Below are 13,351 nucleotides of genomic sequence, written 5' to 3'. Positions count from 1 at the left end.
TTCTTCAGAGGAATAAAATGGATCGCTTTCAGGCAATGGCCACTTTCATTCGTGTTGTGGATACAGGCTCCTTCTCTGCAGCTGCCAGACAGCTAAACGTGGGCCAGCCTGCGGTCTCCAAAATTGTTGCTCAGCTGGAGTCGCGATTACAGACCCGTTTGCTGACCCGATCGACCCACGGCCTGACGCCCACCGAGGCCGGGCAGCGCTATTATGAGCGTGCGTGGGCCGCCCTGCAGGAAGCCGAAGAGGCTGAACTGGCCGCCCGGGGAGCAGGAAAAGGCCTGTCCGGAAAGCTGCGGATTTCAGCCGCAACCACTTTTGCACGGCTGCATATCATTCCCCGCCTTCCGGCGTTCCTTGATGAGCATCCGGAACTGGATGTGGACGTGATCCTGGATGACCGAGTGATCGACCTGATTGCTGAAGGTATTGATATCTCATTGCGTATGGGAAATCTGCCCGACTCAGGTGTCGTCGCCAGAAAGCTGGCAACAGGACCCCGCTCAGTGATTGCCACGCCGGAATATCTCTCAGAAAGGGGGGAGCCGAAAACGCCGGCTGAACTCGCAGAACATCAGGCAATTCTCTATAACCCACAGCCCAGCCTCTGGTCATTCACCCGGCAGGGTGCCGTTGTGTCCACCGCCGTGAGCGGTCGCATCCGCGTCAGCGCCGCTGAAGGACAGCGAGCTGCCGTGCTAAGCCATATGGGGTTGTGTATTGCCTCCGACTGGATGTTTGCCGAGGAATTAAGAAACGGAACCGTTCAGAAGGTGCTCACGTCATGGCAACTGCCTGACATTGACCTGTGGGCCGTATTCCCTAACGGACGACTGGCGAGTGCCAAAGCCCGGCAGTTTGCTGGTTTTGTTGAAACCATCATGGGAGAGAGTAGAACATGATATTCCATTCAGGAATAGTTGTTATCTAATCTCCGGGCGATCCCAATGTAACTGGAATGGAATAGTGTTGTTTCATGTCCAGCCACTCCGGTCTGGTAACAACAAGGATCGCCACTATGTCTACGTTTGAAACTTATCGTTATGCCTTTCCTAATGCCCGCCTGACCCGTAAACCCAATGGCGTACTGGAGGTTAAATTCCATACTGCCGGTGAAAAACTGGTTTTCGATGGCCATACCCACGAGCAGTTCGTCGGGCTCTTCCATGCCATCGGCGAAGACCGTGAAAACCGCGCAGTGATCCTGACCGGTTCGGGTGATGCCTTTATGGACGCAATCAGTCCGGAAGGATTTGATTTCTTCACCCCGGCAGGTTTCGACAAAATTCTGCGCGAAGGCAGAAAGGTGCTGAACAACATTCTGGATATCGAAGTTCCGATGATTACCGCGCTAAACGGCCCGGTGCTGCTTCACAGCGAATATGCCCTGCTGACCGATACCATTCTGGCCACCCCGGAAACCGTTTTTCAGGATAAACCGCATTTCGAATTCGGGATCGTCCCCGGTGACGGCGTGCACATTCTGTGGCCAGAAGTTATTGGATCGCTCCGGGGCCGCCACTTTTTGCTGACCCGTCAGGTGCTTGATGCGGAAACGGCGAAAGACTGGGGCGTAGTAAACGAAATTGTGCCCGCTGATAAGCTTCTGGCCCGCGCTCACGAAATTGCCGACGGGATTGCTGCACTTCCGCCACTGACCTCGCGCTACACCCGGATTGCACTGACTCAGCGTCTTAAGCGTCTGGTAGATGAGGGGCTGGGTTATGGCCTGGCGCTGGAAGGTATCAGTGCCGCGCAGGTTGCCCACACACTGGCCCGGCAGTAAGCCTGTCGGATATTGACTCAGATTATTTGGCATCACTGAATTCATTTGATATTGCGCCAGGGCCCATGTGCTCTGGCTCAACGTGAGGTAGATTTAATGAACCCTTTATTCTCACCTGTGACTGCAGGAAAACTGCATCTGAACCATCGCGTCGTTATGGCGCCCACCACGCGCATGAGGACCGAACCGGGCGGTGTTCCCGGCAAGTTGATGAAAGAATATTACCGCCAGCGAGCGAGTCTCGGAGGGCTCCTTATCGCTGAGGCCACGGCGGTTTCGCCCTATGCGAATGCCTATGAAGATGCACCGGGAATCTTTACTGACGAGCAACAGGCGGGATGGCAGCGCCTGGTGGAAGCCGTGCATGCCAGAGGCGCTCAGATTGTACTGCAGTTGTGGCACCCGGGTCGTCAGTCCCTGCCTGAACTGTCAGCGGGACGTCAGCCCGTCGCGCCTTCAGCGCTCATGGCCAGAGATACTTATGGCGTGGTGAAAAATGAACGGGGATCCTATGAGGGCAAGCTTTTTCCCGTTCCTCGCGCTCTGGAACTGGATGAAATTCATGAGCTCATGGAGGAGTTACGGCAGGCAGCCATTCGGGCCAGAAATGCAGGATTTGATGGCGTTGAGCTACATGCCGCCAACGGTTACTTACCTGAACAGTTTCTGCTGGATGGCAGCAATCAGCGCACTGACAGTTATGGCGGCTCCCTTGAAAACCGTGCGCGCTTTCTGCTTGAGTCCGTTAGCGTACTGACTGATGTCTGGGGGCCGGGGCGCGTTGCTGTGCGCATTTCTCCCAGCGGGATATACGGTGATATGCATGACAGCGATCCGACAGCCACTTTCCGTTATCTGGTCGGGCGGCTGAACCTGTTTGACCTGGCCTATCTGCATGTTATCGAACCCCGCATCGTGGGGCCGGAAGACAGGGAGGCTGGCTATTATGCGGAGCCGGTAGCCAGCCGCGATTTGCGCGCTTTTTATCAGGGGAAAATTATTGCGGCGGGCGGCTTTAAACCAGAGGATGCCGGGAATACGCTGCAAAAAGGTGAGGCCGACCTGATTGCTTTTGGTCGTCTGTTCACCTCCAATCCGGACCTGCCAGAGCGTATAAGAAACGCATTTCCTCTCGCTGCGTACAACCGTGACGCTTTCTTTGGCGGAGATGAGCGGGGCTACAGTGATTTTCCTGCTTATTCACTACCAGCACCAAAAGAACGCCTGGTCTGAGTAGAAGTTAACTGAGATTCGGTATTCCCAGGGGATGCCGGATTTCAGATGAATGATCTTCATTGCAAATATGAGTCTTTCAGACTCAGCAGCAAGTCCGCTTTTCGCTCAAAGCAGACACTGGCGCATATCATTCCTTTTATTAATATAATGCCAGTCAATTTTTTCGCAGCGGTTAAGCACCAGGCCGGCATTAAGTTATCCCTTTTGGGGTAATTCGACTGTAGATAGCAAGCGGTGACTCATGACTAATGGAATATGCAGCGGCTGAAACCACCTCGCCATCGACTTGACTGACATGTTAGAAACCCGTTTATAAATGTCGACGACCGCCTTCGTGAACCAGCTTTGTTTAAGCCGTGCACAGAGAGAGAAGTCCCGTCCTCGCATGCAAGGCCATCCTTAACGATAAAAACGCCAGACTATTAAAACTGATGATGTGCCTGCCTTCACATAACCTGAGCGACACAAGTGTCATGCTGTCACGATATGAAGGAGATCATCATGATAAAGAAGCCATAGCTTATGTGAGATTTTCAAATGCTTCCCAGCAGTACGGTGACTCCCTGCGGCGTCAGAACGCACTCATTTCTGAGTGGTTGTCCCAGCATCCGGATTATGAGCTCGATGACACAACCTACCAGGATCTGGGTCTCAGTGCTTACAGCGGTATGAACGCCACCCGCGGCGCGCTTTACGACTTTCTGGACGCTGTAGAGCACGGCTACATTGCTGCAGGAACCGTTCTTCTGGTAGAGAGCCTGGACAGGCTTTCACGTGAAAAAATCAGCGATGCCACCGAGCGGCTGAAGAGCATCCTGCGGTCCGGCATCGAAGTAGTCACGCTGTGCGATCATACCCACTACAGCATCGACTCGCTTGATGACCCCTATGTCCTTATTAAAGCTATCCTCATCGCACAACGTGCGAATGAAGAGAGCGAGACGAAGTCACGACGCATGCGTGCGGCCTGGCAGAAAAAACGGGAAGATGCAGCGGCAACCGGAAAGCTCATTACGCGCAGCTGCCCGCGCTGGCTGACTGTTTCGCCTGACGGTGAGAAGTTTGAGCTGATTGAAGAACATGCCAGAACCATTAATGTGATATTCAGGCTCAGGCTTAAAGGCTCCTCACTCAATGGCATCACGAAAACGCTCAATGAACGCGGCGTTCCAACCTTGACGGGGGAAATCGGGCGATGGAATCCCAGCACCATTGAAAGTCTGCTTGGCAATAAGGCCCTGACAGGCACGTTTACTCCGTCTTATCAGACGATGGCAAAAGGAGTAAGCGAAATCAGCGGGTATTTTCCTCAGGTGGTTCCAGACAAACTCTTCCACGACGTGCAGGGCGTCCGTCTCGCCCGATTCGGTAACCCTGGCGTCAGCGACAATCCTTACCTCATTAATATTTTCAGATCGCTGATGTACTGCGGAACGTGCGGGCACTCCATCATTTTGACCAGCGTCGACAAAAAGGGCCGGGGCTATTACGCCTGTCCAATGAGGCGCCTGAAACGCTGCAACGAACCGGCCATACGCCGTGATCACGTTGATGCTGCCCTAGTGGACGTCCTGCTGTGCAGCATGGATATGCTGCAGGCAAACGGAACCGTCGTGGGCACCGCCAGTCGGCTAGAAAACCGTCTGGTCGAACTCAACTTTAGCATCAACCGGCTTATCGCCGCGCTCCAGATTGCTCCGGACGTTCCGGAGCTGGCAATGAAAGTGCGGGAACTGAGCAAAGAGCTACGGGCGGGTGAACTGAAGTTGCGCGCCCTCAGAAGCAGAGGTGTAGCAGGTTCCAAAGATTGGATCGCCGCACTGAACCTCGCCGACAGGCGCAACCGTGAACGATGCCGTGACTACGCCGCCCGACACATAGATAAGCTGTTTCTGCATACCGCAGAAGGGCGTTGCGACGTGCACCTTCTTAATGGGATCAAGCTAATCAACTTCCCGCTAAAGAAAAAACTTCCCGTTTCATCCTTCATCAGCAGTCTTGCCTACATGTGCGGAGACACGCTGATATTCTGATCCGCCCCCCTCTACGGACTGGCAACTATCGGTCCGCTTTGTGCCAAAAGCAGACATTCAAGCAGCTATCAGCTGTGCCAATCTTTGCGTAATGAAACTGATGACAAATCATGTTTTATTTACGTAAGGTAAATGCAGGTTTCACCACTAGTGAAAGGGAGTGAGCGTGGGCAGATTTAAGGGCAAGCGGATACTAATTACTGGAGGCACGAGTGGCATGGGGCTGGCAGGCGCTCAGCGTATTGTCGCGGAAGGTGGCCATGTAGCCCTTACCGGTCTTAATGAAGAAAGACTGGAGCGTGCACGCAGTCTGCTTCCTGCAGCTTCGCTTATTCTGAAAAGCGATGCTGCAAGCGAAGCTGATATACATGGGCTTGGTGAGGCTATTAACGACTGGGGTTCACTTGATGGATTATGGCTAAATGGCGGTTATGCTGAAGTAGGCTCCCCGGAATCTGTAACGGCAGATTCTTTCAATCGTATGATGAACGTTAATGTGCGAGGCCCAATGCTACAGCTGGCAGCCCTGTCCGAATCGCTCAATTCAGGCGCGTCCATTTTGGTAACTTCTTCCTCCTCTGTCTATGAAGGTGCGGCGATGACAAGTCTGTATGCAGCGACGAAAGGTGCCATTATCGCTATGGTCAAAAGCTGGGCATCAGCGCTGGCTGAACGCGGTATCCGCGCTAACACATTGGTGCCGGGTCCGATTGAAACCAACTTCAGGCACTTTATGCCAGAAGAGTCACGTCAGCAGTTTGAAGATTTTGTGGTAAGCCAGGTTCCTTTAGGCCGAACCGGAACAGCAGAAGAGGCCGCTGCAGTTGCACTTTTCCTGCTGTCCGATGACGCATCCTATGTTACCGGCAGCCAGTATGCTGTAGATGGCGGGCTGGCTCATTACTGAAGTTTTTTAAGGAGAGTCAATTCATATGCGCATTCCGGATTACCCTTCACAAGATTCCGATAAATGGGCCCAGGTAGATGCATGGTTTTCTGAAAAGCTAGCCCCTGAAGATTCAGATTTAAAATACGCTCTCGCTAATAACTCAGCTCAAGGTTTGCCGACACATGACGTATCCTCTTTGCAGGGAAAAATGCTGGCTATTTTCATGCAAATGTCACGTGCCGTTCGTGTTCTCGAAATAGGCACGCTTGGGGGGTATAGCACCATATGGATGGCCAAAGCTCTTCCACCCCATGGAAGCATAACGACAATTGAATTCAACGAGCATCATGCAGAAGTGGCCAGCCAGAACATCAATAAAGCGGGGCTGGCTGAGCGCGTCACGTTGCACAGGGGAGTTGCGCTTGAGGTCTTACCCACGCTTGATGCGCCTTTTGACCTGATTTTTATCGATGCCGATAAAGTGAATAACCCCCACTACCTTGAATGGGCTATCAGATTGTCGAAACCAGGCACTGTTATCGTAGGAGATAACACCGTGCGCGGTGGCAATGTCATCGAATCTGGTAGTGAAGATCCGAACGTTATAGGCCTGCGAAAATTTGTCGAAATGCTTTCTGAGGATGAGCGCCTTGAAGCGACGGCAGTTCAGACTGTGGGGGAAAAGGGATGGGATGGTTTCGTTCTGGCTATCGTTAAAACCCAATGATGCTATTTATCATTCAGTAAAACGCACTTATCTCCAGTGTTTATTCACAATTTATGAATGAAAGACACAAAACATTCATTTCCTCACAAAGCGAACATTGTTTATTGCACATGTCCGCTTTGTGCCAGGAGCGGAAATTATCTACGCTCAATGCATCCTTCGTGAGACAGGCCATTCCGGTTTGCATTCAGCTAAACTTTTTCCTGTTTTTCGTCCGGAACATAAAGCATTCCGCTACAGCTGGCTGGTATGTTTGAATCGGGACATTTAAATCAAAAACATGCATGGTCCACTAACAATGAAAGTGATTCTTGTTCGGCACGCAGAAACAGAGTGGAATGAGAGCGGTTTTATTCAGGGGCATAGCGATAGTGCGTTGACCCTCCGGGGGGAGCGCCAAACCTCAGCCTTAGTGGCAGCATTTGACGCGAATAATTACCAGGTTGAACGTGTTTACGCTTCTCCACTTGGTCGTACCTGGCAAATGGGACAGAGCCTGTCTGAGTGCTTTAGTTGCTCACTGGTAGCTGAAACAGCCCTTAAAGAACAAGCATTTGGTCAGTTTGAAGGCATGTCAACGGCACAACTCCTTCAACACCATCCGAAAGATGCAAATGCGTTATTCAAATTTGATGCAGAGTATTGTCCGCCAGAGGGAGAGTCACTGGCACAGGCAACTCAACGAGTAATAAGTTTCTTACAAAATCTCCAAGGCACCAAAGAACATCAGTGCGTATGTATCGTGTCGCATGGGCATGTAAGTCAGGGAGTGCTGGCAATACTTAAAGAAGGGACTATCGATAACTTTACCCGGTACGCTCATCCCAATGCGAGTTACTCCGTTTTCGATTTTTTGGATGGAAAATGCACTGCGCTCAGATGGGGAATTGCCACACATCTACTTGAGCGTTAGGTTCTGGTGGTCGTTTGAGACAGGCGATATTATCTTAAACACAATATCCGCTTCTCGCTCATAGCGGACAGTGTATCAGTCCGCTTTGTGCCAGAGGCGGACATTAGTAACTGGTAAACGCTGTTGTTAGACTTTCCCGGTCAGAGTAGATAGGACCCGTCTGATTTAGATTTCGAATAAAATTTATCTGTTTTAATTTTTTGCAAAACTGCTGTGAAGGCTTTTCAGCACTTCATTGATTGCTCTGCTTACAATCCGATCCTCCCGCATAACTGCCCCTAGCGTACGGTGAAGAGGGGGCGTCACGGGGTATAGATCGAGCCCCGCTCTTTCCCCGATACATGCTACGGACATTCGGGGAACAATGCTGTAGCCAAGACCTGCACGGACCATTCTTTTAATAGCCTCAATACTGCCCAGCTCCATGATCGGGCAGGCCATATGTCCTGTCTCCCTGAACCATTGATCAATCAGGGCGCGTGTACCGCTTCCCGGTTCAAAGATAATCAGCGGCAGCGGCAACAAGGCGCCCGGAGTCCATATTTTTACGCTCTGCTTTGAGGCATCCTTTTCCATAATAACAACAAACTCATCCGTACCCAGCGGGATTATGCTGAGGTTTTTACCTGCGGCTGGCAGAGTCACCAGCCCAATGTCAATACGGTTTTCCTCCACGCCCCGCACAATATCGGAAGTGTTACCTGTGCGTACGTCCACTTTCAGCAGGGGATGGGCCTGTCGCAATTGCTGAAGTAAGGGAGGCAGCAGATGAATGCAGGCCGTTGCGCCTGTGCCGACAGTAACAGTGCCGGTTATTTCATCGGAATGCAGGCATACAGATTCAACTGCTGTACTTACCACGGCATCAATTTTCAGGCTGTGCTCAGCGAGGGTCAGCCCGGCAGGCGTGGGTCTTACTCCCCGGCTGGTTCGCTCGATAAGGCGGACGTGAAGCGCCTGCTCAAGTTGTCTTATCTGCAGGCTCACTGCCGGCTGCGACAGACCAAGTGCATCAGCCGCGCCGGAGAAACTTCCCCGGCTGATGACCAGTCTGAAAGTAGCCAGATGATCGAGATTCAGGTTTGCCATCCAAAATTTTCCTTATGCCGCTGATAAGTCCTGCTGCCTGTATGAAATGATGTATTCGGGTTAGCCTCTGCTTCTGACCGAATAAGGAGCCGTACTGATGGAAATAACCCTCGCAGATGAACGACATATACACGCCATCCAGCAGATTTATGCTTATCACGTATTGAACGGCACCGCCAGTTTTGAAACCGAACCGCCGAACCCGGCTGAAATGACAGCCCGTCTGAAAAAGGTGCGTGCAGCAGGACTGCCCTGGTTTGTTGCGGTCGGGGACGGCAATGTCCTCGGGTACTGCTACCTGTCACGCTATCGGGAGCGGTGTGCCTACAGGTTCACCCTGGAAGATTCTGTATATATTGCTCCAAACCTTCAGGGTCAGGGGATCGGGAAAAAGTTGTTATTAAGCGCGGTTGCATGGGCAGAAGCGTATAACTTTCGCCAGCTCGTAGCCGTCGTTGGAAACAGCGAAAATAGCGCCTCTCTCGCCCTGCATCGCGCGGCAGGCTTCAGTATTACAGGAACACTCAGATCCGTGGGCTTCAAGCACGGACGCTGGCTTGATACGGTCATCCTGCAGCGAACGTTGGGACAGGGTGACGCCGCCTCTCCGGAGAGCACAGTTTGACTGACAGGCATCTGACTGGCCGTACCCTCTTTTGCATTGGCATGACGCAGCTTATCAACTGGGGTATCACATTCTATATGCCAGGCGTCTTCGGCACCGCCATCATGGCGGACACAGGCTGGTCGTCAGTTCTGACATTCTCCGGGCTGACTATTGCCATGCTGGTTATGGGGTTTATTTCGCCTCTTATCGGCCCCCTAATGGCCCGTACAGGCGGACGAACGCTGATGATGGCAGGAACCCTCGCAATTATTCTCAGCTGTTTTCTGATGGCTTTTACCCGCTCAACAGCATCGTGGATTGCCGTCTGGCTCCTGATGGGAGCCGGCATGCGACTTGCTCTGTATGATGCCGCATTTGCTCTGCTTGTAGAAACCGCAGGCGCAGGGGCCCGCCGGGCAGTCTCTCTGGTCACACTGCTGGGTGGCCTCGCTTCAGCCGTGTTCTGGCCTGCTGGGGCTGCGCTACTGCACATTACCGGCTGGCGGTATGCGGTTATCGTTTACGGCTGTGCGGGCATTGTCAGCCTGCTTTTTCTGTCCGCCATTCCGGCAGGCAACCGGAGTCAACCACCCGTTGCCGGGCAGCCCACTTTTCCAGCGATCGGAAAAGCAGAAGACCGAAAAGCATTCATCAGCGGCCTGTGGTATGCCACGCTAATAGCGCTAATAAGCTTTGTTTCTACCGGCGTATCCACTCATTTTCCGCAGATACTGGCCGCTTATGGCATGCCTGCCGTGACGGGCATGCTGTGGGGTGGGGGGCAGGTGAGTGTCCGACTGCTGGACGTGGCTTATGGCGCAAATACATCTGCGCTCCGCCTGAGTCTGGTTACCGGCGTTCTGCTGCCAGTCTGTTTTCTGGTCGGCCTTGCAGGTAATGTCACCCCTGTGGCTGCAGCCATTTTTATTCTGGGTTATGGAGCTGTGAACGGAATGAGTACGGTAGTTAAAGCTTTACTGCCTCTTGTGCTGTTTGATCCGAAGCACTATGCCCGAAGAACAGGCGTGCTGCTGTCACCAGCTTTTTTCCTCGCGGCGGTCGCTCCCTCAGCTTACGCCATATTGCTGGAGCGATACGGCACATCCGGCACGCTGCTTTTATCTGCCATCATTACCCTGTTCATTACGGCGATTTCCATTATGATCTGGCGTCTCCATTCCTCGCCGGATGGACAGAAAGCTTCAATTCCGCCGAAACGTGAAACTGGACACGTCAGGTGACTGTAATTGCTGTCGCAATTCATTAATTAAAAGGAAGATACGATGAAAACTGGACTGATTTCACTGGGACTGCTGACTTCCATTCTGCTCACCGGCTGCGACGAGGGCGCAAAGAGCGAGGAATGGTACAAGGCTCACAACAAAGAGCGCAAATCTAAATATGAAGAATGCCGCAAAGAACCCAATCCGCGCGGCACCGAAGACTGTCGCAACGCGATTGATGCCGATGTACACGCGGGCCAATTTACAAAGAGTCCAGAAAAGGGTTGGTAAAACCATACGAGCCGCCATGAGGCGGCTTTTTTACGTCATTCTTCAGCGATTCCATAGAACGCCTGTTCCACCTAATCCGTCAACTGACTCTGGCGTTCCCCCCTGAAACAGTAAATATTGTGATTTTGCCGGCGGCTGACGATACCATCTCAAGGTATAACAGAGCCAGGCGGCCAACACCAGGCGAAATACGCCGGCTTCTTCTCTACTTGATTGGATAAAATTCCGGCAACAGTGGCTTGAGCACAATGCGATTTACAGCCGCCGGCATATACATCTACATCTCGTTTTGAAAACCGTACAGCGGTAAACATCTATCAAAAATGCCATTATTTACATTAAATTAATGCCTGTTTTTCGCTCATGGCGGACCTAAGGTCTGAGCTCAGGGTAGGGTGGCAGACGTTCTGCAAATTGAGCGAACTCATGTTACGGCTTATGGATAATCTTAGGTGCCTCTATGTTTATGATGATGAGTATCAAGCTGGTGGACATTTTAAAAATGAGGACTTGTATTTCGTTCAAATAGTTATGAGTAACGATAACTATTTAAGCCTGAGGTATGATCCATATCCATAACATCTTCCTACTATGGGCAAAATAGTGAGTAAGGCTAGAGATTGCTAGCACCCTTGATACTGAAATCAGAGCGTTATTCATCGATCAACCTGACTGCACCCTCTTCATAAAGTGGTCAAAGTGACGGCGGATGGAAAAATCAATGACTTAAGTTCCAGTTGAGCATTAGCAAAGTGAGAGGCAACGCCGCTGCCTGGGTTTTGCACTTTTCATGTAAAACCCTTTTCAGGTGCGGCTTTAACTCTTTGAGTAGATAACCAGCAGATGCTGGCTGAGTGTGCAAACGCCGAAGAAGTATCGAACATCAACAATTGCCATAAAAACGAATTCACTGAGAGCATGACCTGTATCCTCAAAGTGAGGATGGATGCAATAAACAATATCTTACGGCTTTGTGCCTGCCCAAAGAGCCGGCCGGTCCTTAAAGAGGGGGCCTGATTGAGCGTCAGGACGCGGGTGGTCACTGTGACCACTCGTAATAAAATCAGGGAGTTATTGATTAATCATCTGACTTCCAGCTCTCCTAAGGCAGACAAAGTGACGGTCGCAGAAAAAAATTAAAGGCTTAGCCTGTGTATGAGTGTTCGCCCTTTCTGAGAAGTCATTGCAACAGTCTGAAGGTTTTGCATCATTTGGATAAAACCCTTTCTGTCCTGATTTTCATTTTCTTAACCGACCACCAGCCAGTTGATTAGCAATCACTGTGGCCGGCAGGACGTGGAAAAATGAGCGGGTCCTCCCGGCGGGGTACCCTGTCCACGAGGCGGCGGCCCCGCGGAAAACGGCTGATTTTTGCATTTTCATGGTGGCGGCGGCAGGTCTCTTAACTCAATGAAAATAAACAATAATTTACGTGATTACCTGTACACTTTTTTTGTGGGGGTGTCATTAGACCAGTTTTTAAGTTACTGAAATTAATTAATAAAAATGGTTTTCACCTGCCAGGTTGAGCTGCCTATATCGGATGTGCGTAAAATCGGCAATATTTGTCACCAGAGGATCCCATCCTGGTTATGCAAACACCACACCTGTGTACCCGCTGGCAAAAGGAACCTAAATATTCGTTTGTGGTGAAATGCAGCCTGAATAGCGTCAAAGGGCCGGGCTACTTTATTAAGCAAATCATTTTCGAACCAGGTTTATTCATACAGGAAGGTTGTTTACGAACGCTGAATTCAGCTCGTTATTTCGTTATAAACAGTGGGCATATCTGAGACACTGGTCAGTTGGGGGTATTTATGGGGGTATGAACAAAAATCGAATGCAGTATATTTCTTAAAAATCATGTGCTTGTTGTATTCGTTTGAATCCTGTAGGGCGTGCCAAATACTTTCAATGACTTACGCAAGCTTCAATCCTACCTGATTTTCTCCTTGTGTCGTATTTGTGTCGTTACCCCCTAAAAGTGAGTCAATTTTGCGCGCATGTTCCGTCAGGTGATTCGGTGCCAGGTGAGCATACCTGCGAACCATTTCGATGCTTTCCCATCCGCCCATCTCTGTGCTGATGTCAGAGCACAGCATGATAAGGCGAAACGCCAGCTCACTGGGGCATAAGCACCCTGATGAATTATTCCCGCTGACAGTCAATGCGCGATGCCTTTTTAGACAGGAATTATATACGTTAACCTGACCATTCAGGATAGATGCGATGTTTCCTGCCAGACAGATTTTCTTAACCTCTGTCAGTCAGGCGCGGATGACGATATTCATTAAAAATGTATTGGAAATAGTTATGGCACCTGACTCGGGATCGCGTCTGGCCATTCCTGCTAAATACTTACGGCCGTTAATATCAACCTGTCACCTTTTATGCATGGATACTAAATAATAATTAATCTTTTTTTATGAAATTTTTCACGCAATTTATTTCGTCCTGGTTTAGTGGATTTAAGATTGAATGATAACGAGTGTTTTGCGTTGGCGAGGAGAATGTTTATTTAAGATGGTTCCTCTGTAATTTTGTCATTTAATCA

Annotated in this window: 11 protein-coding genes and 1 pseudogene; 10 read left to right on the top strand and 2 right to left on the bottom strand. The window is 50.8% G+C overall.

What is annotated here, in order from left to right; all coding sequences use genetic code 11:
• Positions 1 to 17: 17 nt before the first annotated feature.
• The 7 genes from C1N60_RS14665 (at position 18) to C1N60_RS14635 (ending at position 7,587) form a co-directional block, all read left to right on the top strand.
• Complete coding sequence (locus tag C1N60_RS14665) at positions 18 to 905, top strand: LysR family transcriptional regulator (RefSeq protein ID WP_394521023.1); 888 nt, start codon at positions 18 to 20, stop codon at positions 903 to 905.
• A gap of 74 nt (positions 906 to 979) precedes the next feature.
• Positions 980 to 1,789, top strand: a complete 810-nt coding sequence (locus C1N60_RS14660; RefSeq protein ID WP_394521022.1) for an enoyl-CoA hydratase/isomerase family protein — start codon at positions 980 to 982, stop codon at positions 1,787 to 1,789.
• A gap of 96 nt (positions 1,790 to 1,885) precedes the next feature.
• Positions 1,886 to 3,022, top strand: coding sequence for an alkene reductase (locus tag C1N60_RS14655; RefSeq protein WP_394521021.1), 1,137 nt, complete (start codon positions 1,886 to 1,888; stop codon positions 3,020 to 3,022).
• Between the two features lie 476 nt (positions 3,023 to 3,498).
• Entirely contained in the window at positions 3,499 to 5,058 is a 1,560-nt protein-coding gene (locus C1N60_RS14650) for a recombinase family protein (RefSeq protein ID WP_394521020.1), read from the top strand.
• A 166-nt stretch (positions 5,059 to 5,224) separates the two neighbouring features.
• Complete coding sequence (locus C1N60_RS14645) at positions 5,225 to 5,965, top strand: SDR family oxidoreductase (RefSeq protein WP_136545601.1); 741 nt, start codon at positions 5,225 to 5,227, stop codon at positions 5,963 to 5,965.
• A gap of 25 nt (positions 5,966 to 5,990) precedes the next feature.
• Positions 5,991 to 6,674: an O-methyltransferase gene (locus C1N60_RS14640; RefSeq protein ID WP_136545602.1), complete on the top strand. Its 684-nt coding sequence runs from the start codon at positions 5,991 to 5,993 to the stop codon at positions 6,672 to 6,674.
• A 298-nt stretch (positions 6,675 to 6,972) separates the two neighbouring features.
• Positions 6,973 to 7,587: a histidine phosphatase family protein gene (locus C1N60_RS14635; protein ID WP_110957526.1), complete on the top strand. Its 615-nt coding sequence runs from the start codon at positions 6,973 to 6,975 to the stop codon at positions 7,585 to 7,587.
• Between the two features lie 192 nt (positions 7,588 to 7,779).
• On the opposite strand, the gene C1N60_RS14630 is transcribed toward C1N60_RS14635, so the two are convergent.
• Positions 7,780 to 8,676, bottom strand: coding sequence for a LysR family transcriptional regulator (locus C1N60_RS14630; protein ID WP_058759808.1), 897 nt, complete (start codon positions 8,674 to 8,676; stop codon positions 7,780 to 7,782).
• A gap of 97 nt (positions 8,677 to 8,773) precedes the next feature.
• Between C1N60_RS14630 and C1N60_RS14625 the strand changes: the two genes are divergently transcribed.
• The 3 genes from C1N60_RS14625 to C1N60_RS14615 are packed head-to-tail and all read left to right on the top strand — an operon-like array spanning position 8,774 to position 10,797.
• Positions 8,774 to 9,301, top strand: a complete 528-nt coding sequence (locus C1N60_RS14625; protein WP_058759807.1) for a GNAT family N-acetyltransferase — start codon at positions 8,774 to 8,776, stop codon at positions 9,299 to 9,301.
• 41 nt (positions 9,302 to 9,342) lie between these two features.
• Positions 9,343 to 10,524 carry an MFS transporter gene (locus C1N60_RS14620; protein WP_394521019.1) on the top strand — a complete coding sequence of 394 codons (1,182 nt, stop codon included), beginning with the start codon at positions 9,343 to 9,345 and terminating at the stop codon, positions 10,522 to 10,524.
• A gap of 42 nt (positions 10,525 to 10,566) precedes the next feature.
• Entirely contained in the window at positions 10,567 to 10,797 is a 231-nt protein-coding gene (locus tag C1N60_RS14615) for an EexN family lipoprotein (RefSeq protein ID WP_058759805.1), read from the top strand.
• Between the two features lie 1,919 nt (positions 10,798 to 12,716).
• Here C1N60_RS14615 and C1N60_RS14610 read toward each other — a convergent pair.
• Positions 12,717 to 12,875 (bottom strand): annotated as a pseudogene (locus C1N60_RS14610) (integrase); the annotation flags it as partial.
• Between the last annotated feature and the right edge of the window lie 476 nt (positions 12,876 to 13,351).

The organism is Pantoea sp. SGAir0184, from assembly GCF_043544755.1.
Note: the sequence above shows the minus strand (reverse complement) of the source record. Positions and strands in the feature narration are given on the sequence as shown.